The sequence below is a fragment of the Pseudoalteromonas sp. CO109Y genome (genome assembly GCF_004208935.1).
In the GTDB taxonomy this organism is placed as follows: Bacteria; Pseudomonadota; Gammaproteobacteria; order Enterobacterales; family Alteromonadaceae; genus Pseudoalteromonas; species Pseudoalteromonas shioyasakiensis.
Genome location: NZ_SGPD01000009.1, coordinates 1 through 22439, shown reverse-complemented (window position 1 = coordinate 22439; position 22439 = coordinate 1). Strand labels below are relative to the sequence as shown.

The window sequence follows — 22439 nt, the reverse complement described above, 5'->3', positions numbered from 1 at the left end:
CGCCTTTTTTAATCTTCAAGTTTTAGCTCTTCGCCATTGCCAAGCAAGGTAGCAAGCCATCGCCCTTCTTGACTAGTCTCTAAGGCTATTTTAACTATCATGGTCAATGGAACTGATAACAGCATACCCACGGTCCCCATCAGCCAGCCCCAGAAAATCAAGGATAAAAACACCACTAGCGTCGATAAACCCAGCCCTTTACCCATAAAACGCGGCTCGACGATATTACCCATCACCGTGTTTATAACTAAATAGCCACCAGCAATAAATCCTGCAACCAGTGGGCCTTGAGTGATCAAAGCGAGTAACACTGGAGGCACAGCGGCAATGATAGAGCCAATATTAGGAATGTAGTTAAGCATAAAGGCCACTACAGCCCAAAGTATAAAATAATCAACATCAAGAGCCCAAAGCATAAAGCCTGCAAGCATACCTGTGCCTAAGCTAACCAGCGTTTTAATAGCCAGATAAGAGTTAATTGAATCTAAAAAGCGATCAACCTGCTGCATTTTCATTTCAGGATCGTCCAGTGCTAAATGCACTTTTTTACTCAGCATAGGTCCTTCAAACAACATGAACACCACGGTTAGGATGATCAAAAACAGGTTCGCCATCACGCCACCGAGGCCTGTGAGCATGTTGGTTGCAACATCAATCATTTTGCCCGGATCGAATAAAGAGATGATCTGCTCTTTATCAATCAGAATGTTATAACTCGCTGCGACATTAACCACCCAGACAAACTCTTCTTTTAGTTGTGCTTTATACTCAGGCAGCTTTTCAGAGAAATCGGTCATCGATTGCCCTACCAACCCGGCAAGGCTTATCCCTACACCAACAATCATCAACATCACAAACACAACGGCAATTCCTTTAGGGATACCGTATTTAGCAAAGAAACGAATTAAGGGATTACAAATAATGGCAATAAAGGCTGCCAACACAAATGGGATAACAATCACACTTGCAGCTTTAATACCCGCTAAAACAACGACTAAAGCAGCAAATATCACTAAACTTTTATTTACACCAGTCAGGCTCGACAAAATAAAATCCTTGTTAGTTTTTTTATCAGTGTAAGTGAAATACGCCGCAAAAGAAATCACAAAGCAGCTGGCACAATTAATGCTCGTTATACGTGCATAATTTGAACAATTTATGATACATATAAGTAAGCGTGCTTTAAAAGGAGCTTTATATGGCACATTTATCCGAACAAGAACTCTCTTTTTTCAACCGTTTATTCGAGGCTGAACGGACTGATAGCGATCCAACCGATACAAAAATGTCTGTTAGGCTTAATTTGCCTGATAAATTAAACGGCTTACTTACCAATGCCAAACTGACACTACTTGCTGAAGTAGGAATTTACCAGTTGTGGTTTCCGCTTGAATTTACCAAGGACAAGAATGGCCAGCTTATCCCTGTACTTAGCGCACCAGAAGTAATAGATACCAAAGGTATCGAACGCAGCTGGCGTACGCCTGATCTCGAAATACACACAGAGCAATTTCAAATATTGTCTTTATCAAGCACAGGCGTGTTACTCAAGCCAAAGCGTCAATCACCCGATCTTAATAAAGAGATACTGTTGGCATTTAATTTACCTAGTGAAGAACACGTTATACTTAGCGTAAAGCCAATACGAACGACCAGCAAAGGAATTGCCGGAAAAATAGTGAAAGTGTGTCAGGGTGAAGATGCACTGCGTAAATACTTATTTGAGACCCATAAGCACCATCATGCAAAGCTGTACGAGCAAGGTAACTTTACTACTGAGCTTATCTAGTTGCAGCAGCTTAACAGCTTAGATAAGCTTGGCGTTTTGCAGCAAGTCACAACAAGGTATTTTATGAGTTACCCTATTGGAACCCCAGGTAAGCCGTGGAACGAAGAAGATAAGAAAGCATGGTTTGAATTACAGTCAGTAAAGCGTAGCTATTTAGATGATGTTGTATCGCAACTAGACTCTTTAGCAAGCGATTTCAGTATTGAGCAATATGGCGCATTAAGTTACGACAGCGACAAATACCCACTTTACATTTTAAAGAGCAAGCAGTGGCAAGCTGATAAACCTGTTGTGCTGGTTACCGGTGGTGTTCATGGTTACGAAACAAGTGGTGTGCATGGTGCTTTAGCGTTCGCTAAGAGAAGTGCCAAAGACTACTTTGCTGATTTTAATATTTTAGTGGCTCCGTGTATCAGCCCATGGGGTTATGAAACGATTAACCGCTGGAATCCAAATGCCACTGATCCAAATCGCTCTTTCTATGCAGATAGCCCAGCTGAAGAGTCTGCAGCAATCATGCAGTATTTAGCCGACAACGCTATTGCACCTTATGTGCATATTGACCTACACGAAACTACAGACACTGATAATAGTGAGTTTCGCCCTGCGCTTGCAGCACGTGATGCAACGACCCACGATAACTGGAACATCCCGGATGGCTTTTACCTTGTTGCTGATAGTGAGCGCCCGCATGATGCATTTCAAACAGCGATTATAAAATCAGTTGAAAAAGTAACCCACATCGCACCAAGTGATGAGAATAACCAGTTGATTGGTGTGCCACAAACTCAATTTGGTGTAATTAATTACCAAGCGAAAAAACTGGGGTTATGTATGGGCTTAACCGATGCAGAATATGTCACAACAACAGAGGTTTACCCTGATAGCCCACAGGCCAATGACGCAATTTGTATTGATGCACAAGTAGCCTCAATTACCGGTGCTTTGAACTATATTGTTAACAAATAGTTAGTTATATTTTAAATCTGGGGTGAATGATTTATCCACCCCAAACCTAAATAACTAGATAAAATTTACACATATACAAATTTAATGAAAAAGTTATGTTTTTTGAAATTTGTATACTAAATAACTAGACACATACATAGAATTGTATAAAATTCGCGCTCTTTTTAATTCAAAAGGGAAGCAAATTGGAATTTAAGAATCACTATGGCAGTGTCAGTATCATCACCGATGGTCCAATTATTATTGGGCAATTTTCTGGTAATATTAACGCACGTTTGGTCAATGACTTTGCAGTCGATTTAAAAAAGCATATTACTGCTTTAGCTGGAAAGCCGTGGGCGTATATTAGTCATTCTACCCAATTACTTGCTACCACCCCTGATGCAGAACGTGGTTTTACCCAATTATTTCGTGCCCTGCAAGGCACTAACTGTATAGCCACCGCTTATATGTTTAGCTCGTCTATTGTGCTTAATCAGATGAAACGCATCATTGCACAAGCGCAATCACCGATTCAAATAATGGACTGCTTATTTGATGATTTAGACAGCGCTAAGGCTTATGTGCTGAAGCAGCTCGAATTTGCAGAAATGGCTTGTTAAAAACAAGCCATTTTCGTTTCTAGACCCGTGATTGGGTTAATCTCGGTAAAACTTAGATTCTTTAGTTATTGCTATATCAGCATCTTCTAATGCTTGAATGTGAAAACTGATAGGCGTTACTTTTGATTTCAGCTCGTAGCCATCTGCAACCACAGTGACAGGCACACGCTTCATCTGACCTGCCTCAACAGTTATCGTTTCAGGCACTTGTAAGCTTGCTTCTTCAATACCACTGATGCCGATTGAATAGCTCAAGCTATGCTGTGTTTTGTTGATAATTGATAAGGTATATGGGTTTTCTACTAATCCTTCAAAATTTACACGGTACAGGGCATTACGGTCACGAATGACAGAAGCCTCAATAGGTGTACGCATTGCCATCCACACAACCATGCCAACGACAAACAGCGCTGTTAAACCACCATAGCCAAGCAGTTTTAACCTAAATGGATTGGTCGTTTTGCCTTCCATTTGTTTTTCAGAGGCGTACTTGATAAGGCCTTTTTGATAGTTGAATTTTTCCATAGTGCTATCGCACGCATCAATACATAAGCCACAGTTTATGCATTCATACTGCAAGCCATTACGAATATCGATACCCGCCGGACATACTTCAACACATAGGTTACAGTCTACGCAGTCACCTAAGCCTAACTCTTTAGGATCGGCTTTACGTTTACGCGCACCACGAGACTCCCCTCGCGCTTGATCGTAGGTAACAACTAACGTGTCTTTATCAAACATCACTGATTGAAAACGTGAATAAGGGCATGCCACAGTACACATTTTTTCACGTAAGAATCCCGCATTGCCATAGGTACAAAATGCAAACAGGAATACCCAAAAACTGACGATCCCAGACATTTCTAAGGTAAATAAGCTCATGTATAAAGACTTAGCGGGAATGAAATAAGCCATAAATGACATAGATGTAAGCAAAGAGATCACCAGCCAAGCTGCATGCTTAGTGATTTTCTTTTGCCATTTACTCACTGACCAATCAGCTTTATCAAGTTTAATACGCTGATTACGGTTACCTTCCACTTTATGTTCGACCCAAGTAAACATCAGCATCCAAATTGTTTGTGGGCAAGTGTAACCACACCAGACACGACCTAACCAGTTAGTGACGAAAAACAAAGCAAACGCCCCTGTCATAAATAACATGGCTAAGATCATAAAATCTTGTGGTAATAGCGTTAAGCCAAATAAAGTAAATTTTTGGCTGGCTACGTCGAGTAATACAGCTTGACGGCCATCATAGGGGATCCACGGAATGGCGATGAACGTCAGCATTAGCACCCAGCCTAAGTAACGGCGGATACGTTGGAAATACCCCTTTTGCTCACGAATATAAATTGGCCCTTCTTGGTTGTAGGGCTTGATGATTAAGTCTTGCTCTTTAATATCAAATTTCATTTTGCTACTTACTTTTGTGTCGGTAATAGCCTGACAGAGCAACAATCAGGCCAACACAAATTCAAAATAAGTCATTGATATTAAATAATTAAATTTATATTTGAACGTTCAAAAGCACGATATATCGCGAATACTCGCGATATATCACGAATTAGCGCTTTATTGACAGCTTTTTCATCTTTGATCTAAGGGTACTTTCTGGCAGGCCCAGCAAGGTTGCGGCACCATTTTCACCTGATATTTGCCCGTTACAGCGTTTTAGCACCTCACAAATATGCTGCTTTTGTACAGCATCAAGAGAAACCACCTGCTCATTTGATTGCTCGTTACTCAAAGGTGCAGACAGCTGTAATACAGCTTGCTTAGACAGAATAGCTTCACGTTCTAGGATATTTTGTAGCTCACGAATATTACCAGGCCAATCATAATTAGCTAACTTAGTGAGTGTTGCTTTGCTTAGCCCTTTTAACTGTTTACCTAAGCGCTTGTTTAACTGCGTAATAATATTTGCTGCAAGTAGTGGAATATCTTCCTTGCGTTCACGAAGCGCAGGCACACGAATAGGAAAGACATTTAGGCGATAATACAAGTCCATTCGAAAGCTACCCTGCTCAACCATTTGCCACAAGTTACGGTTTGTTGCAGCTAACACTCGGATATCAACTTTTAAAGTTTGACTGCCCCCAACGCGCTCAAACTCTTGCTCTTGTAGGACACGCAGTAATTTACTTTGCGCCTCTAATGGCAGCTCTGCCACTTCATCTAAAAATAAAGTGCCTTTATCAGCCAGTTCAAAACGCCCTTTTCTGCGTTCATTAGCGCCAGTAAACGCCCCTTTCTCATGACCAAATAACTCAGACTCAATTAAGTTGGCGGAAAACGCCGCGCAGTTTACTTTTATGAAAGGTTGCTCAGCACGATTGCTCAAGCGGTGAAGGTTTCGAGCCACCAGCTCTTTACCCGTGCCGTTTTCACCTAAAATCAAAACCGTACTATTGGTTTGGCTTACCAAGGTAATTTGCTCGAGCATACTTTGAAATGAATGACTTTGCCCAACTAAGCCAGAGTCTTGCCAATCTTCGTTTAACTCTGAAATAAGGTAAGCATTTTCAGCTTGTAGCTGCTCAGATAAGTGCTGAACTTGTGCTAAGGCATCACGTAACGCCACTTCTGTTTGCTGTTGTTTGGATACATCGCGAAAAATCGCGACTGCCCCAATCAAGGCACCATTTTTATAAACTGGCGTTGAAGTATACTCAACAGCAAAATAGCTTCCATCTTTACGCCAGAATACTTCATCGTTTACATGACGGTGCTTGCCATCGAACATAGTGCAATATATTTGGCATTCATCCGCCGGGTATGGTGAGCCATCTTTACGAGTATGATGATGATATTGATGTATTTTTTTACTAAGGAGTTCGTCTGCTTTCCAGCCCGTCATGCGCTCCGCAGCAGGGTTTACAAAAACTGCATTACCCGATAAATCGAAGCCATAAATACCTTCACCTACGGCATTTAGCAGTAATGTGGGGTCGTTTAAAAATTCCTTGATCATAGCCATCACTCAATTCGCGAAATATCACGAAGCAATTATGACAAGGTTGAACATGCTTAACAAGCAATTACAAAAAAAGCGGCTAGAAGCCGCTTTAATATATCGAATAGTTTTATAGTGTTGGCACTAATATAATTTCACCCTGAGATACTTTCATATCTAATGGCAATTTACTCAATAGTGCGACTTTAGGGTCATTCATATTTAGCTTGTAGACAGGGTTAACCGCTAAAAAGCCGTTAATTACTTGCATTGCTTGGTCATCTAATAAGTTTAAGCTGCCCTTGAAACCCGCGGTGTCGATTGTTGTATCAACCAGTTTTACATTACGTAAAAAGACCGCTTTTTTCTCGCTGTCATAAAATGGGCTGCCTTCAATTTGTAGTTTTAAGCGTACTGGATACTTAAGTGCAAACGCTTTGATAACAGCGCTAGAATCGGCCCCTAAAACCACCACATCACGCTTATCTGGGCCAACATTGACACTTAGGTCGTTTACCGCAAAATCAACTGGTAAGCCCATCAGCTTAATCTGTTCACTTAGTTTTGGTAATTGATTAGCAAGGGCTGCTTCAATTTCAGAATTGGTAAACGAGTAAACAGACATCCCTTGATCTGTACTTTTACATGCCCCTAAAAATAAACAGGTAAGTAGTAATAAAATTCTCATTGTTTTCCTCAAAAACACACGGAAAAAAACCGCTTAAAAAAGCGGTTTTATTCGTTAAATTGCAAATATTGCTTTAAGCCTTGCTAGTGTGTCAGCTGAAACTGAACCCTCACTGACTGCAAGTAATTGCTTTAAGTAATAATAAACATCTGCGTGCTCGCCACGGTGTTTATCATCTAACATCGCAACTTGCTCTGTCATACGTAACTGACTATCAGCCGATTCAACGCCCGCTAGAATTTCGATACGAGTTAACAGCTGCGCAGCGTTTAGATTAGTTATTAATGAAGCTTGGAACTGCGAAGGCAGTTCACTGCCGCTCTCAAGAGCAGCAAATAAAGCCGTTAACTTAGACTGCTCTGCTTGTTTGCTGATTTGCGCTGTTTTTGCGCTAATCGCTGTCTCTAACTGAGTCACGCGTGCCGATAATGCTTTTGAGTACTCAAGCTCTGCAAGCTTCACTGTTAAATCTTTAAGCTGTGCAAGGTGCACCACGGTCTCAAGTGCAGACTCAAGCTCACTTAATTGCTCTGCGGCAACTTCGTCATTTTGTTGCTGAACTTGCTTTTGCTGTTCAAACTCGGCACTGCGCTTAGCAAAGGTGTCGTCATTAACTCGTCTGAATTGCTGCCATAAAGTGTTTTCAGCTTTCATTCCAGCAAAGCCAATAGTCTGCCATGTTTGTTGAAGTGCTTTTAGCTCCTGGCACGCAGCAGCTAAATCATCGCTTTGCGATAACTGTGTTGCTTGCTCAACAAGTGCAGCTTTTTGCTCAGCATTTGCTTTATGAAATGCAGCAAGTTGACCTTGAACTTGTGATTGCGCAGCTTTAAATTGCGTTTGTAGTTCACGGTATGTTTTAGGATCTACATTGCCTGCAGAGCGCCACGCTTTAGCGGTACGGTTAAACTTGCTTTCAAACTGCTTCCAATCAAACTCATCAGAAGAGGTATCAAGCTCTGTTAACTGCTGCATTTGCGAGATTATTTCAACGCGCTGTGCTTTAGCTTGCTCACGTTGTTGCTCCTGCTCTGCAAAATACTCACGACACGGCGCAAACAGTAATTCAATTTGTTGATCGAATAACTCGCCTTGCTGCTTTTCTGCATCAGTATCTAAACGCCCTAACTCATTCCAACGACGACGTAACTGTTTAACTTGCTCTGCGCGTTGTTTAGGGTCTGTGCACTCGGTTGCAACAAGTTCATTTACTTCAACAAGTAATGCATCACGCTTTGGCGCTGATGCGTATTTTTGCCAATCTTTTGCTTCTGCTAACTGTGTTTCTAAATCAGCTTTCAAGCTATTTAATGGCTGCTTGTAATAGTCTGTAAGTGTTGCGTATAGCTCTTCAAAACCTTTAAACACACCAAAGGCAACATTAAAGCGACCTTGGTCAATTAAGCGTTTTACATCGCGAGCTTTACGCTTCGCTGTTTGTTGATTTTTCTCAAACTTATTCGTTAGCGGTGCCATCGCTTGCTGCCAGCTGTTTACTACTTCAGCTAAATTGGCTTTAAAGCGACCCTGTAAACGACTAGGAATACTTGCCAGCTTTTTGCGTGCTAATTTTTGCTGTTGCTCAAACTGCTGTTTTAGCCCGTCAAACTCGCTTTCGTCTTCGGTTGTCGCAACTGAGTTTAATTGATCAAATGCCTCTTTAAACTCAGCAATAGCACTAACCAGTTGCGGTAACTGTTCGACTTGGTTAAATAAATTTGTTAAGTGCAGTTTTACATCACTAACATGTTTGTTCTCAGATAAGTTCGCCTCTGCTAACGCATCTTTTGCCTCTGCAACTTTTGCCTCGAGCCAATCTTGCTGAATTTGCTCTGGCGTTTCTAAGCCTAATTGCAATGCATTTTCAATTTCTTCGCCAATTGCTTCAAGGCTTGCAAGTGCTAATACCTGACGTTGTTGCTCAGCTAACGCTTGCTGCGCTGCTTCATGCTCTTTACTTAAAACTGCAATATGAGATTCAAGCTTTTGCGTAATCGCTGAATATTTTTTATCTAGCGTGCTTACTTGCTCATCGCTCAGCCATTTTAGTTCGATAGCTTGCCAATGCTGTAATAACTCAGCATGTTGCATCGACACTAACTGAAAGTCATTTTTATCACGAAGCGCATTAAGCTTTGCTAATACTACACGTGTATCAGCTTCTACTTTGGCAGGCATTTCTATCGCTAAGCGTTCATTGTCAAGATGAGTCGCCAGTTGTGTGTGTGCCTCACCTTTTGCATGCTTTAATAGTGATTTAGCAAGTTGATGATTAATCACAAGCTCAACAAGTTGCAATTGCAGCTCTTCACGGCCTTCTTTAAAAGCTTTATCAATTAAGCTTGGGTTTGCTAAACGCTTTAATAACTTAACACGAACTTGAAGTTCTTTTTCTGCAAAGGCGAGTTTCTCAAGAGTTTTGACTGGTGCATAACGCTCAATAAACTCATTTTTGATATTTGCATCTAGCTGGCTATCGGTATTTAAAACCGCTTGGTTAATATGCTGTTCTGCAACGTCTTTAAGTGCTTGGTCTTGCTTGTATGCTTGCCACCATAAAACAATATCGTTCACTTTGTTTAATGCTTTTTTGCGGATCTCAGCTGAGCTGTCTTCAAGGGCAATGCTATTTAAGATGCTAAGGTCACGCTCTGTATCAAGACGTTCTACCGCAGCTAAACGTACTTGGTTTTTAGGGTGCTTCCACTTTGGAGTAAACAGGTGTTTAAAGATCATTTTCACTAAACCTAGCTATTTCATTTTCTGATGCGAATTCTTTTTGCAATTGAGCTTTGCTCTTTTGCACCATTTCACCATTTGCGCCAATGGTAAACTGCTCATTGCTTTGCGAAACTTTAGCTTGATAAAGCATCACGAGTTGAACGGTTTGTTGTTTTTGCTCTTCTGATAATGGAGTGCCGTCAGGCCACTTACCCGTTGAGGCACCATACTGAAGACGTTCAAATACTTCTGGGGTGATATTTTTAACGATGTGATCAATATTCATGTTACTTTTTCTTTTTTAAAACAACTAAATAGATGCGGCTTACAAGATACCACACAAAACCTACTGCCATTGCCGATGTATAGGCATACCACTCAAGAGACTTTGCTTCGGGGTGCATAAAGTAATAACAGAAAAAGCCCCCTAAAAATAAAATCAGTGCGAGGAAAGACTGATTCATAAACTTTTGTTGTCTACGAATGCGCGTTTCTTTTTGCATTTGCTGCAATTGCTCATTGCTTAGATCGGTGACTTGGCATTCACAATGCGGGCATTGCTTATGTTTGTCAGATATTGATTTTGCACACTGCGGGCAACTAATAATCGCCATATCTTTCTCCATACTACGCATAAAAAAGGCGCCTTTAGGCGCCCTTTATTGTACTTGTTTTATGAGTCGATGTCTTATTTGAATTTCATTCATTTGTGAAGATTCGAAAACCTGCACAACTAAATTCACTACAAAAACTCAAAAACCTGATTTATTGTTTCTGTTTCGCCTTTTCAGCTAGACGCTTTTCCCAGAAAGTCGCATTTTTAATGCCTAATTTAACTGGATCAAAAGTGATTTCGCCACCGGCTTTCTTTTGATCTTCGTAATCACGTAAGCAGTTAAGGGCAGGTTTTGCGACAAAGAAAATAGCCAAAATACCGACAATGTTAATCCAGGCCATTAAGCCTACGCCAATATCACCAATATTCCAGATATAACCAGAGCTGTTTACCATGCCGTAAGCAACCATAAACATGATGACTAGCTTAACAATAACCAGTGGAATGTTGCCTTTGAAATAACGGTTTAAGTAAGCAACGTTCGTTTCAGCAATATAGTAATAAGCAAGAATTGTGGTAAATGCGAAGAAGAATAAAGCAATACCAACGAATGCTTCACCGAAGCCACCAAATACGCTAAATAATGCCATTTGTGTGAAAGCAGCAGAGCCTACTTCTGTTGCCGCATCAACGTTTTGCACAATGAATTGACCTGCAGGTAACTCACCCACAATGTTGTATTGTTTAGTGATTAGAATCATTAACGCCGTTGCTGTACAAACAAAAATGGTATCAACATAAACAGAAAATGCTTGCACTAAGCCTTGTTGAGCTGGGTGATCAACTTCAGCAGCTGATGCTGCATGTGGACCCGTACCTTGGCCTGCTTCGTTTGAGTAAATACCACGTTTCACACCCCAACCAATAGCAGCACCAAAGCCTGCTTGCGCGGTGAATGCATCAGATAAGATCATTGAGAAGATACCTGGCACTTTATCTAGGTTTAAGAACACCACGATTAAAGCTAACACGATGTAACCTAGTGCCATAAATGGCACCACGATTTGTGTGAAGTTTGCGATACGTTTAATGCCACCAAAGATGATAAATGCAAGTACAATTAAGATGATTGCAAGCGCAACAAGCTTAAAGCTACCTACTTCACCAAAGCTGGTGCTAACCAATGTGCCTTCACCAAAAACTTGTGTGAATGCATTACCTACTGCATTCGCTTGAACGCCCGGAAGGAACACACCACAAGCAATAATCGCCGATACTGCAAATAATACTGCTAACCACTTTTGCTGTAAGCAGCGGTCGAAGTAGTATGCTGGACCACCGCGATATTGACCATCTTCTTCTGATTTATAAATCTGACCAAGAGTTGACTCGGCATACGCAGTACTTGCGCCAAGGAACGCAACTATCCACATCCAAAAAATCGCCCCTGGACCACCAAAGCCGATTGCTGCAGCAACCCCGGCAATATTACCGACACCTACACGGCCTGATAACGATACAGCAAGTGCTTGGAACGAAGAAATACCCGTATCTGAATTATTAGAGCTAAGCAATAATTTACACATTTCTTTAAAATGTCTTACTTGTGCGAATCGGGTTAAAACGGAATAAAACAGACCTGCACCTAGACATAAATAAATGAGTGCACTACTCCAAATTATGTCATTAACGGCGCTTACTAAAGCTTCCATGGATATCCTCTATGATTATATTTTTTATTGTTAGTTACGATACTCAGCGTGAGCTTGTGAGAATGCGCGACACGATGACTGTGAGAAATAAAAATGAGATTTTGTTACTTCACAGCTGAACATATTGAATATTAACTTAAACCCACCAAGTTTGTTAACAGTTAATTTTCAATATGCTAAATGTACCTACCTCGTTAACATTTGATGCATCCTGCTCTACACCGTCATTTTTCAGTCAATAGATACAATTACGGGCATCAGTTTTGCTGATGCCCGTAAGGTTCGTTATCTTAATTTATCAACCACGTTAACAATAGCCGCTAACGTATCTTGACCAAATTGATACGAGCGACGATCTGACCAGCCGTAATCTGGATCTGGTAAATCATCGTTATCTTTAAATGGCATCTCTACCGTGTAAGCTAATGCATTAAATTCATGCGCGACAGCAGAAGAACCGACAGTTAAGTTAGCCTGGCCCGGCTCATCTTTTGGATAACCATGTTCGTCTTGGAACTCAGGCGTCACAGTTAAAAGCGCAGCTTTAAAGCTATCTTCTAACTCTTTTAAGCGATCATCGTAGCCTGGGATACCTTCACTACCCGCAACAAAGTTATAAGGAATTGCCTCGTCACCATGAATATCTAAGTGCATATCAAGGCCCGTTTCACGCATTTTGTTAAGCACTAAGAAAACTTCAGGGCTATTTTCCATGCTCGGTGTTTGCCATTCACGGTTCAAGTTAACGCCTTTAGCGTTAGTACGTAGGTGACCACGCACACTGCCATCTGGGTTCATATTTGGCACGATGTAGAATACCGCTTTAGATAATAGTGCCGCTGCATGTGGGTCTTCATCATCAAGTAATTTATGAAGTAAACCTTCAACGTACCACTCAGCCATAGTTTCGCCTGGGTGCTGGCGCGCCGTGATCCAGATTTTTTTCTTCTCACTGCTAGGAATACCCACTCGTAAAACACTCATGTCACGACCATCAAGGGTTTCGCCTAATGTTTCTAATTCACAAGCATGCTGGCTTTGTGCCCATGCTAGTAAATCTAAGTGGCGGTCATAGCTGTATGGCGCAAAGTAAGCAAAGTACATGCTGCTACACTCAGGCTCTACTTCAAATGATAGTGTGCCGTTTGCGTACTCAGATGGTACACGGAACCAAGTTTGACGGTCGTATGATGCAACCGCATGATAACCTTCCCAGCCATCAGGGTATGCTGAGTTCTCTAGGTTATTAATGTGTAATTTATGGTTTTGAAACGCAGTTGTTTCAAGACGAAAGTGAAACCACTGGAAAAAATCAGACTGATTGTCTTTATTAATTTCTAATTGAATATTCAGTGGATCAACGGCTTCAATAACCTTGATATTACCACTGTCAAAATTGCTGGTGATTTTCATTCTATAAACCTATTGGTTAAAAATAATTCTTAGCTATTCGCTTGTTAGTTAAGAATTAAGTCAACGCTCTGTAGTTAGAACGTTTTGTTAGTAATATGGTGTAGACCCTTAACAGCCTATCACATGCTGAAAATTTGCAAAAACTTTCACGACTAAAAAAGCCAGCATAATGCTGGCTTCTAGATTCTTTATAACTTAGGTATTAGCGAGGTAAGCTTGGGAAAGTTACTTCAGCCATATCACGCATACAGCGTACTACCTGACAGCTATAACCAAACTCATTATCGTACCAAACGTAAAGTACAACGCGGTTGTCATCTACGATTGTCGCTTGTGAATCAACAACACCTGCGTAACGGCTACCTACTAAGTCAGTCGATACGATTTCAGTAGACGCTGTGTAATCGATTTGATCACGAAGGTCTGAATGAAGTGCTGTTTCACGTAAGAACGCATTTAGTTCTTCAACAGTTGTACCTTTTTCAAGATTTAAGTTCAAGATAGCCATTGATACGTTTGGCGTAGGAACACGGATAGCGTTACCAGTTAGTTTACCTTCAAGCTCAGGTAAAGCTTTAGAAACCGCTTTTGCAGCACCTGTTGAAGTGATAACCATGTTAAGTGCAGCAGCACGGCCACGACGCTCAGCTTTGTGGTAGTTATCAATTAAGTTTTGGTCATTTGTGTACGAGTGAACTGTTTCAACGTGACCGTTTTTGATACCAAACTTATCGTTAAGTGCTTTTAACGTAGGGGTAATAGCATTGGTAGTACAGCTTGCTGCACAGACAATCTTATCTTCAGATTTGATATCTTGGTTGTTTACACCGTATACGATGTTTTTGATGTTGCCTTTAGCTGGTGCAGTTAATAATACTTTTGCTGCGCCTTTTGCTTCTAAGTGCTGGCCAAGGCCTGCTTCGTCTTTCCAGATACCTGTGTTATCAACAACAAGTGCGTTCTCGATGCCGTAAGCTGTGTAATCAACTTCGCTAGGAGAGTTAGCATAGATAACTTGAATGTAGCTACCGTTAGCTTTAATTGCATTGCGCTCTTTATCAATTGTGATTGAGCCATTGAATGGACCGTGGATAGAGTCACGGCGAAGTAAGCTTGCACGCTTTTCTAAGTCGCCGTCTTTACCGCCACGTACAACGATTGCACGTAAACGAAGGTCTGCATAAGGACCTGACTTTTCGATTAATAGACGAGCTAATAAACGACCGATACGACCGAAACCGTATAACACAACATCACGTGGCTCTTTGCGCTCTGAGTTTGCGATTTCTGCTAGTTCGTCAGTTAAGTATTCTTCAACTGAGCGACCTTTCGCAGCATCGTTAAACAAATAACCATACGCTAGTTTACCAATATCGATACGTGCTGAGTTTAAGTCCATTTTGCTAATTGCTTCTAAGAAAGGGAAGCTTTCACGTAAACGTAGTTTTGTACCTTCAAACTGAGCAACTGTTTTGTGTGCTTTGATGATATCGATTGTACTGGCATTAACGAGAGGACGGCCATATACAGCGATTTCGATACCACGATTACGGTAAAGTCTACCAATAATAGGTTGCATACTTTCTGCGTAATCTTGACGTTCTTGCCAGCTGCTTGTGTATTCTAACTCGTGAGATGAGGTCATTTTTTTTACCTAATTAAACAATTTTGAACGGATAGCCTTAAAAAATGTGTTGTGATTTGAGAGCAACACATCTCAGGCAGGGGTATTCTAATTTAAACTCGAACGATTCTCCACTGTTACAGAACAAATCATTGCGCTAGAATAAAGTAGTACAAATTAAGTAGAGGTTAAGGAATGTTATTAAGAGCAAGCGTGTTGCTTGGTTTATTGGCATTAGCAGGCTGTGAAGATCCGCTTACACTAGCGAAAGTGTGCGACGAAACACCTGGCTTCTGCAGTGATTTAAATAAAGATAGTCACTGTAAAGAGCAACGTGCCGAGGTCATCATTCAACGTTATGTTGAATATAAGTCACCAACAGATGAAAACAAATACCAATTATTAAAGGATTTTGAGAAATACGATCAATGTGTGTCGCTTGCCGCCAAGATTGAGCATATAAAACTAAAAGAAAAAACCACGTCTCGTGTTGAGGGTCATTTAACAAGTATCAAAGAAATGACACGAATTTTTCAAGATACCAAAAATACTGACCACCCAGGCTTGTTGTATTACCATTGGTCGCGTAATAACGACCAATCTGCGTTAACTAAATTACTCGCCCTGGAAGAAAAGCAAGATAAACGGGTGACTGAAGATGCCGAAATGCAGTTTTTCTTAGCAAGCTACTACGTGAAGTTTGATGATGAAAAAACCATTGATTTGCTTTACAAAACGCTAGAGTTAAATAAAGCAGGTGAAACACCCAATCCTGAGATCTACCCTACTCTTGTGAGCTTATTCTACAAACACGAAAAGTATAAGCATGCCTACACCTTTGCACGTGTAGCACAATTATCAGGGTATGAAGATGTCGATATTTTACCTATTGAGCATCAACTCGCTGCCGCAGGCAAAAGCCTAGACAGCTTAGATGATTTAGCACAAAAAACCTACGACAGTATCCAAGAAGGAAGCTTCGTATCACCACGCGGGTTTTGATAATTCCAACTCGCTAATGTGCAGTGCTCAGACAAATAAAAAAGGCAGCTAACGCTGCCTTTTCTTATTTAGCTTTGCTTGTGCCAACTTCTACACGAGTTTTTAGCTTTTGACCTGGTCTAAAAGTCACAACTCTGCGCGCCGAAATAGGAATATCTTCACCTGTTTTCGGATTGCGGCCTGGACGTTCTTTCTTATCTCGAAGATCAAAGTTACCAAATCCAGAGAGCTTAACCTGCTCGCCTTTTTCTAGCGCTGAGCGGATTTCTTCAAAAAACGCTTCAACTAAATCTTTGGCATCTTTTTTATTGATCCCGAGTTTTTCAAATAGGTGTTCAGCTATGTCGGCTTTAGTAAGCGCCATATCTAGTCCCTCAACGATGCGTTAAATTGTTCGGCCAGTGCGGCCACCACATTATCAACTACTTGATTGATATCTTTCTCTTCGAGCGTTCTATCAACCGCTTGCAGTGTTAGAGCAATCGCCAAACTCTTATAATTTGGCTCAATACCTTTGCCCTTATACACATCGAATAAGTTTAGGTCAACCAATTGATTTCCGCCAACTTTTTCTATGACATTTAAAATATCACCAGATTTTACGTGATCTTCCACTAAAATCGCGATATCACGGCGGTTTGACGGGAATTTCGACACTGCCACTGCTTCTGGTAATTTTCTTTTTTCTAGTGCAGACATTTCGATTTCAAACACAAATGCTGTGTTGTTGATATCTAGTGACTTTTGCACCTGTGGGTGCACTGCACCAAAGAAACCTACTTTTTTACCATCAACATAAATAACGGCTGATTGGCCTGGATGTAAGCCATCAGACTGCTCTGCTTTTATCTCAAAACGTGATGAATCGTTACTAATTGCTAAAAGTGCTTCAACATCACCTTTTAAGTCATAGAAATCAACGCTACGCTTTTCTTGAACCCAATGTTCACCGTGTGCAAGACCTGAGATTACACCACCAATGACAGCAACTTGGTTTACACCGTTTTCAGCATTTTCGTCACGTAAGAATTTTAAGCCGTGCTCAAATAAACGTACACGTGGTTGCTGACGGTTTTGATTATAAACTAGAGACGCTAATAGACCCGGCATCAAGCTCACGCGCATTGCCGACATTTCAACCGAAATTGGGTGTGGCAATACAAGCGCATCACTTTGCGGGTGTAAAATTGCTTGTGCTTTTGGATCAACGAAGCTGTACGTAATTGCTTCTTGGTAACCACGAGTAACAAGCGTATTGCGGAATTTAGTTACCGCAACATGTGACTCGTCATGGTTAGTCATTTTTAATTTAGCAGTTGGTGCAACGTTAGGAATGCTGTTATAGCCGTAAACACGCGCAACTTCTTCAATTAAATCTTCTTCAATACGAATATCAAAGCGATAGCTAGGTACGTCAGCACTCCATACACCATCAACAATTTTCACGTCTAAACCTAAACGCGTTAGGATGTCAGTTACTTTTGCATCATCAATGTGGTGGCCAATTACACGGTCTAAACGCTCACGACGTAAACGCACTTCTGTTACTTTTGGTAACTTGTCAGTTGCGACTGCTTCAACAACTGGGCCTGCATCACCGCCAACAATCTCAAGAAGTAATGCTGTCGCACGTTCCATTGCATCTTTTTGCAGTGCAAAATCGACACCACGCTCGTAACGGTGTGACGCATCAGTGTGTAAACCGTAGCTACGTGCTTGACCAGCAATAGCGACAGGATTAAAGAACGCACTTTCTAATAAAATATCTGATGTTGCTTCAGTTACACCTGATTTTTCACCACCAAAAATACCTGCAATAGCAAGCGCTTTGTTGTGATCAGCAATAACAAGCGTAGACTCGTTTAGTTTAGCTGTGTTGCCATCTAACAGAACTAACTCTTCACCCGCGTTTGCGCTACGTACTTTAATACCACCTTCAATCGCATTTAAATCAAATGCGTGCATTGGGTGACCTAGCTCTAATAACACGTAGTTTGTTACATCAACAACAGGGTCAATTGAGCGAATACCACTGCGACGAAGCTTCTCTACCATCCAAAGAGGTGTTTCTGCATCAAGGTTGATACCTTTAATTACACGACCTAAATAACGAGGACACGCTTCATCATTCACAAGCTCAATCGATACTTTGTCATCAATCGTTGCAGCAACTGGTGCGATTTCAAGTGTGTTTACATCAACACTGTTAAGTACGCCTACTTCACGCGCTAAACCTTTAATACCTAGGCAATCACCGCGGTTAGGTGTTAAGTCAACATCAATAATGTTGTCGTCTAGGCTTAAGTACTCACGTAAATCAGTACCGATTGGTGCATCACTTGGTAATTCCATGATGCCATCACCTTCCTCGCTGATACCTAACTCAACGAATGCGCACAGCATACCGTGTGAAGGTTGACCACGAAGTTTGGCTTTTTTAATTTTGAAGTCGCCAGGTAATACAGCGCCAACTGTCGCAACAGCTACTTTCAAACCTTGACGACAGTTAGGTGCACCACACACGATATCAAGTAGCTCATCACCACCTACGTTTACTTTAGTTACACGTAATTTATCAGCATCAGGGTGTTGACCACACTCAACCACTTCACCAACAACAACGCCTGTGAACTCTGCTGCTGCAGGCTCAACACCGTCAACTTCAAGACCAGCCATTGATAACTGTTCCGAAAGAGCCTGTGTGTCGATTGCTGGGTTAACCCACTCTCTTAACCACTTTTCACTAAATTTCATTTTATATCTTCACTCTTAACGGAACTGGTTTAGGAATTTTAAATCGTTTTCGAAAAATGCACGTAAGTCGTTTACGCCGTAACGCAGCATAGTCAAGCGCTCTACACCCATACCGAATGCGAAGCCCGTGTATTTTTCTGGATCAATACCCACTGATTTAAGAACGTTAGGGTGAACCATGCCACAGCCTAATACCTCTAACCACTTGCCGTTTTTACCCATAACATCAACCTCAGCTGATGGTTCAGTAAATGGGAAGTAAGAAGGACGGAAACGGATTTCCATATCTTCTTCAAAGAAGTTACGTAAGAAGTCGTGCAGAATACCTTTTAACTCAGTGAAGCTTACATCTGTATCAACCATTAAGCCTTCCACTTGGTGGAACATTGGCGTGTGTGTTTGGTCATAATCGTTACGATAAACACGACCTGGTGAAATGATACGTAGTGGTGGCTGCTCAGTTTCCATAGTACGGATTTGTACGCCACTAGTTTGTGTACGTAACACAAGCTTAGGGTTGAAATAGAAAGTATCGTGATCAGCTCGCGCTGGGTGGTGCTCAGGAATATTTAGCGCATCGAAGTTATGAAAATCATCTTCAACTTCAGGACCTGATTTAACCGCAAAACCTAACTCACCAAAAAAGCTTTCAATACGTTCAATAGTACGAGTTACTGGGTGTAAGCCACCTGTTGGCATAACACGACCCGGTAAAGTTACGTCGATCGTTTCTGCAGCTAGTTTCTCTTCAAGAGCCTTACTTGCTAGTAACTCACGCTTTTCGTTAATGGCTGTTTGTACTTCTTGTTTTGCTTGGTTAATCACTTGACCCGCTTCTTTACGCTCTTCAGGGGCAATCTTGCCTAGCGTTTTAAGTAAGCTGGTGATTTCACCTTTTTTACCAAGGTAATTAACCCTGATATCTTCTAGTTGCGCGATTTCATTCGCACTGGCAACTGCCTCAAGTGCTTGCGCTAAAATATTTTCTAAGTTCATTGAGTACCTGGTCTTTCACAGAAGGATTTTTGTAATAGCTAATGATAACTGAAAGCAAGGACTAGATTCTAGCCCTACTAAAGCTTTAACGTTGATTTTATAAAAGGAATTGTTAATTTTCTTTGTGCAGCCATTGAGGCATGGTCAAGTTTGTCTAAAACGTCTAATAATGCACGCATATCACGGCTTAATCGCGTTAATAAAAAGCGCGCACATTCATCAGTTAGTTCAAGGCCGCGCATATGAGCACGGCGTACGAGGGCTTCCGCTTTATCATCATCGCTCATAGAGCGAATTTGTAATGTTGTGCCCCACTTCAAACGCGATACTAAATCAGGAAGATTGATATGCAGCATGTCAGGTAATAAATCAGCTGTAACCACAAGGTATTTGCCCGGCTCATTAAAGCGATTAAAAAAGTTAAATAATCCTTTCTCCCATGCATCGTTGCCTGCCACTAAGTGCACGTCATCGATACATAACACATCAAGATTTTCCAGACCTTCAAGCACAACAGGACCATAATCAATCACTTCACGCATTGAAAGTAACATGGTTGATAAACCGCGCTCTTGGGCATGAATACAGGTCGCGTACAATAGGTGGGATTTACCAGAATCACCTAAACCGCATAAGTAGGTATATTGAAATTTATTACTGAGCTTTGTGAACGCATCTTTAAGGTGACTCACTTCAAGAGAGTTTTCGCCACCAAAATAAGAAGTAAATGTTTCATCATCAGGCAAAGTAACTGGCAATGCCATTTGCATTGGTTCTTGCACTTCGATTAAAGCCCCTGCCACTGATATTCAAGCTCATCTTTATTGACCACTTGATAAAAATCACGCGGGTCCTGATACGCTTTAAAGGCACTATCAAGTTCTAACGCTTTTCTAAAATCATTCATGCTGCCAGTGTGATTAACTATAAATTGTACGGTATCAGGCGTACGTACAGATATCACAGCGCGAGTAACAACACTTAAGCTCTCTAAACGGCGTTTAGCAAATTCAATATCAACAAAGTTATTGATACCTTTAAGATAGAAGGTTGCTGTCGCAAGTTGGCCAATCATTGTTGGATCAATGGCATATTCTGCTGCTAAACCACCTGCTAAACTGTCAATCATATCTGCAACAATTTGCTGCTTATCACCCATCAAACGATTGGTATCAAATAATTCTGCATTAGTGAAACGCCAATCTAGGATCCAGGTTTCTGAATCAGCTTGTTGGTACATTCTTGCAGTAATACTGCGCTCTGCACTATAACGACTCGATGCACGCTCTACGGGTTCTGAGAAATTACCCCACACTTCTGGGATACCAACAATAGCGCGGTCTTGTAAATCAAGTAATGGCACAACCACAGGTAAACCACGGCGACCAGCTTTGTCGTATATAAGCTGTTCAAGCTGCGGATAAGACTCTTGAGTAACCAATTCACGGCGCCAGTTATCTTCAATGCCTAACCAGATAGCCACTAAAGGACGACGCGTGCCCCACAATGGCAAGCCAAGATCTTTGATTAATGCATTAATCTTATTTGCCTCAAACTTAACAACCAGATTTAAACTTCCATCTGCTTTTTCGTCATATTCGAATTTGAGCATGTAATCTGAAATGTCACGCGTGCGCTGTTTAGCAACAGGGTTTTGATCTGCGCTTGTATCACCACTCACTTTCACCAGCACATTTAGCAGTGCTTCACGGCTTGCTGCCAAACGAGCATCACGTGATTTGTCTGCAACTTTAAGAGTATCTTGATATAAATTAGTCACCTCAACAGCGAAAGTTGAAGCACTCGAAAATAATAATAATAAACAAATAAGTAATCTAGACACAGGCCATTAGTTCTTGCTTTTAAACTGATTTGATCCTAAATCAAAGCCATAAACAAAGCAAAGTTAATTTAATGAACGGTAGCTGAGCAAGTTCGTGAGTTACAAGTTGGGAGTTAGCAAGGGGAAAGTTAGCAAGAGTAAAGTTTGCAAGTCTGGCGTAGGTTGGGTAGAACGAAGCGAAACCCAAGACAGAGCTATCAGCTTTCAGCCGTCAGCGTTCAGCCTCGCGGTGTGGGTGTTTGGTGCTGCGTCTTCACCTACCGGAGGCTCTAGGTTTTAGGTTCTAGGCTCTAGGCTCTAGGTTCTAGGTTCTAGGTTCTAGGTTCTAGGTTCTAGGTTCTAGGTTCTAGGCAAAGTGTACTTGTAGGAATGGCTTTAGCCATGAATGTGTTTGCTCTGGTCTAGATTCGGCACTGAAGTGCCTCCTACGGGGGGGTGTTGCTGAGGGTGACTCTGTACTAAACAACCTAACAGTTCAACTTTACCCTTGCTAACTTGCAACTCGCTAACTCATGTTGGGTTTCGCTCCGCTCTACCCAACCTACCAGGAGGATGAGCAGGGTGAGCTTAGAATGACTCTGTACTAAACAACCACACAGCTCAACTTTACCCTTGCTAACTTGCAACTCGCTAACTCGTGTTGGGTTTCGCTCCGCTCTACCCAACCTACCTGGCTGAAAGCTGACAGCTTCAAACACAAAAAAGCCCGACTCTTTCGAATCGGGCTTTCTCTTATTTGGAGCCTGGCGATGACCTACTTTCACATAGCAGCTGCTACACTATCATCGGCGCTGTTTCGTTTCACTACTGA

Annotated in this window: 19 protein-coding genes; 4 read left to right on the top strand and 15 right to left on the bottom strand. The window is 41.4% G+C overall.

The features are described 5' to 3' along the window. Positions 1–8: 8 nt before the first annotated feature. Positions 9–1046, bottom strand: a complete 1038-nt coding sequence (locus EXT43_RS02335) for an AI-2E family transporter (protein WP_058584824.1) — start codon at positions 1044–1046, stop codon at positions 9–11. 152 nt (positions 1047–1198) lie between these two features. Between EXT43_RS02335 and EXT43_RS02330 the strand changes: the two genes are divergently transcribed. The 3 genes from EXT43_RS02330 to EXT43_RS02320 all read left to right on the top strand — a co-directional run bounded on the left by EXT43_RS02330 (position 1199) and on the right by EXT43_RS02320 (position 3360). Further along, positions 1199–1789 carry a hypothetical protein gene (locus tag EXT43_RS02330; RefSeq protein ID WP_062565115.1) on the top strand — a complete coding sequence of 197 codons (591 nt, stop codon included), beginning with the start codon at positions 1199–1201 and terminating at the stop codon, positions 1787–1789. Between the two features lie 63 nt (positions 1790–1852). Beyond that, positions 1853–2758 (top strand): M14 family metallocarboxypeptidase, encoded by a 906-nt coding sequence (locus tag EXT43_RS02325; RefSeq protein ID WP_062565364.1) that lies wholly within the window; start codon positions 1853–1855, stop codon positions 2756–2758. Between the two features lie 185 nt (positions 2759–2943). Further along, the gene (locus tag EXT43_RS02320) at positions 2944–3360 is read left to right on the top strand and encodes a hypothetical protein (protein WP_062565114.1); all 417 of its coding nucleotides are present in this window, start codon (positions 2944–2946) and stop codon (positions 3358–3360) included. Positions 3361–3396: 36 nt separating this feature from the next. On the opposite strand, the gene ccoG is transcribed toward EXT43_RS02320, so the two are convergent. The 9 genes from ccoG to EXT43_RS02275 form a co-directional block, all read right to left on the bottom strand. Further along, complete coding sequence (gene ccoG / locus EXT43_RS02315; protein WP_062565113.1) at positions 3397–4779, bottom strand: cytochrome c oxidase accessory protein CcoG; 1383 nt, start codon at positions 4777–4779, stop codon at positions 3397–3399. Positions 4780–4930: 151 nt separating this feature from the next. Continuing rightward, complete coding sequence (locus tag EXT43_RS02310) at positions 4931–6337, bottom strand: sigma 54-interacting transcriptional regulator (protein WP_130166253.1); 1407 nt, start codon at positions 6335–6337, stop codon at positions 4931–4933. A gap of 112 nt (positions 6338–6449) precedes the next feature. Beyond that, complete coding sequence (locus tag EXT43_RS02305; RefSeq protein ID WP_054561215.1) at positions 6450–7007, bottom strand: DUF1439 domain-containing protein; 558 nt, start codon at positions 7005–7007, stop codon at positions 6450–6452. A 54-nt stretch (positions 7008–7061) separates the two neighbouring features. After that, the gene (locus EXT43_RS02300; protein WP_062565111.1) at positions 7062–9743 is read right to left on the bottom strand and encodes a DUF349 domain-containing protein; all 2682 of its coding nucleotides are present in this window, start codon (positions 9741–9743) and stop codon (positions 7062–7064) included. Then, positions 9733–10014, bottom strand: a complete 282-nt coding sequence (locus EXT43_RS02295; RefSeq protein ID WP_054561213.1) for a DUF1315 family protein — start codon at positions 10012–10014, stop codon at positions 9733–9735. Before EXT43_RS02295 ends, EXT43_RS02300 begins: the two co-directional genes overlap by 11 nt. A 1-nt stretch (position 10015) precedes the next feature. Further along, entirely contained in the window at positions 10016–10342 is a 327-nt protein-coding gene (locus EXT43_RS02290) for a hypothetical protein (protein WP_054553080.1), read from the bottom strand. Positions 10343–10493: 151 nt separating this feature from the next. After that, a complete protein-coding gene (locus tag EXT43_RS02285; RefSeq protein ID WP_062565110.1) occupies positions 10494–11996 on the bottom strand; it encodes an alanine/glycine:cation symporter family protein in 1503 nt (500 codons plus the stop codon). Positions 11997–12281: 285 nt separating this feature from the next. Continuing rightward, entirely contained in the window at positions 12282–13409 is a 1128-nt protein-coding gene (locus EXT43_RS02280; protein ID WP_054561211.1) for a M14-type cytosolic carboxypeptidase, read from the bottom strand. Between the two features lie 202 nt (positions 13410–13611). Continuing rightward, a complete protein-coding gene (locus tag EXT43_RS02275) occupies positions 13612–15054 on the bottom strand; it encodes a glyceraldehyde-3-phosphate dehydrogenase (protein ID WP_054561210.1) in 1443 nt (480 codons plus the stop codon). 174 nt (positions 15055–15228) lie between these two features. On the opposite strand from EXT43_RS02275, the gene EXT43_RS02270 reads away from it, so the two are divergent. Next, the gene (locus EXT43_RS02270) at positions 15229–16035 is read left to right on the top strand and encodes a DUF2989 domain-containing protein (RefSeq protein WP_058584753.1); all 807 of its coding nucleotides are present in this window, start codon (positions 15229–15231) and stop codon (positions 16033–16035) included. Between the two features lie 64 nt (positions 16036–16099). Here EXT43_RS02270 and ihfA read toward each other — a convergent pair whose 3' ends face one another. The 5 genes from ihfA to EXT43_RS02245 all read right to left on the bottom strand — a co-directional run bounded on the left by ihfA (position 16100) and on the right by EXT43_RS02245 (position 21628). After that, entirely contained in the window at positions 16100–16399 is a 300-nt protein-coding gene (gene ihfA / locus EXT43_RS02265; RefSeq protein WP_002960690.1) for an integration host factor subunit alpha, read from the bottom strand. Between the two features lie 2 nt (positions 16400–16401). Continuing rightward, entirely contained in the window at positions 16402–18789 is a 2388-nt protein-coding gene (pheT, locus tag EXT43_RS02260) for a phenylalanine--tRNA ligase subunit beta (protein WP_062565109.1), read from the bottom strand. Between the two features lie 15 nt (positions 18790–18804). After that, positions 18805–19785, bottom strand: coding sequence for a phenylalanine--tRNA ligase subunit alpha (pheS, locus tag EXT43_RS02255; RefSeq protein WP_054552893.1), 981 nt, complete (start codon positions 19783–19785; stop codon positions 18805–18807). A 77-nt stretch (positions 19786–19862) separates the two neighbouring features. Beyond that, positions 19863–20573, bottom strand: coding sequence for a DnaA regulatory inactivator Hda (hda, locus tag EXT43_RS02250; protein ID WP_171037157.1), 711 nt, complete (start codon positions 20571–20573; stop codon positions 19863–19865). After that, complete coding sequence (locus EXT43_RS02245; protein WP_062565108.1) at positions 20573–21628, bottom strand: DUF2066 domain-containing protein; 1056 nt, start codon at positions 21626–21628, stop codon at positions 20573–20575. The genes hda and EXT43_RS02245 overlap by 1 nt, the downstream gene beginning before the upstream one ends. Positions 21629–22439 lie beyond the last annotated feature (811 nt).

Excerpts from the sequence above, each read along its gene's own strand:
- EXT43_RS02275 (WP_054561210.1), bottom strand. The coding sequence starts at position 15,054 with ATGACCTCATCTCACGAGTTAGAATACACAAGCAGCTGGCAAGAACGT.
- EXT43_RS02325 (WP_062565364.1), top strand. The coding sequence starts at position 1,853 with ATGAGTTACCCTATTGGAACCCCAGGTAAGCCGTGGAACGAAGAAGAT.
- EXT43_RS02300 (WP_062565111.1), bottom strand. The coding sequence starts at position 9,743 with ATGATCTTTAAACACCTGTTTACTCCAAAGTGGAAGCACCCTAAAAAC.
- pheS (WP_054552893.1), bottom strand. The coding sequence starts at position 19,785 with ATGAACTTAGAAAATATTTTAGCGCAAGCACTTGAGGCAGTTGCCAGT.
- ihfA (WP_002960690.1), bottom strand. The coding sequence starts at position 16,399 with ATGGCGCTTACTAAAGCCGACATAGCTGAACACCTATTTGAAAAACTC.
- EXT43_RS02295 (WP_054561213.1), bottom strand. The coding sequence starts at position 10,014 with ATGAATATTGATCACATCGTTAAAAATATCACCCCAGAAGTATTTGAA.
- EXT43_RS02285 (WP_062565110.1), bottom strand. The coding sequence starts at position 11,996 with ATGGAAGCTTTAGTAAGCGCCGTTAATGACATAATTTGGAGTAGTGCA.
- EXT43_RS02305 (WP_054561215.1), bottom strand. The coding sequence starts at position 7,007 with ATGAGAATTTTATTACTACTTACCTGTTTATTTTTAGGGGCATGTAAA.
- EXT43_RS02310 (WP_130166253.1), bottom strand. The coding sequence starts at position 6,337 with ATGATCAAGGAATTTTTAAACGACCCCACATTACTGCTAAATGCCGTA.
- EXT43_RS02330 (WP_062565115.1), top strand. The coding sequence starts at position 1,199 with ATGGCACATTTATCCGAACAAGAACTCTCTTTTTTCAACCGTTTATTC.
- pheT (WP_062565109.1), bottom strand. The coding sequence starts at position 18,789 with ATGAAATTTAGTGAAAAGTGGTTAAGAGAGTGGGTTAACCCAGCAATC.
- EXT43_RS02270 (WP_058584753.1), top strand. The coding sequence starts at position 15,229 with ATGTTATTAAGAGCAAGCGTGTTGCTTGGTTTATTGGCATTAGCAGGC.
- ccoG (WP_062565113.1), bottom strand. The coding sequence starts at position 4,779 with ATGAAATTTGATATTAAAGAGCAAGACTTAATCATCAAGCCCTACAAC.
- EXT43_RS02280 (WP_054561211.1), bottom strand. The coding sequence starts at position 13,409 with ATGAAAATCACCAGCAATTTTGACAGTGGTAATATCAAGGTTATTGAA.
- EXT43_RS02290 (WP_054553080.1), bottom strand. The coding sequence starts at position 10,342 with ATGGCGATTATTAGTTGCCCGCAGTGTGCAAAATCAATATCTGACAAA.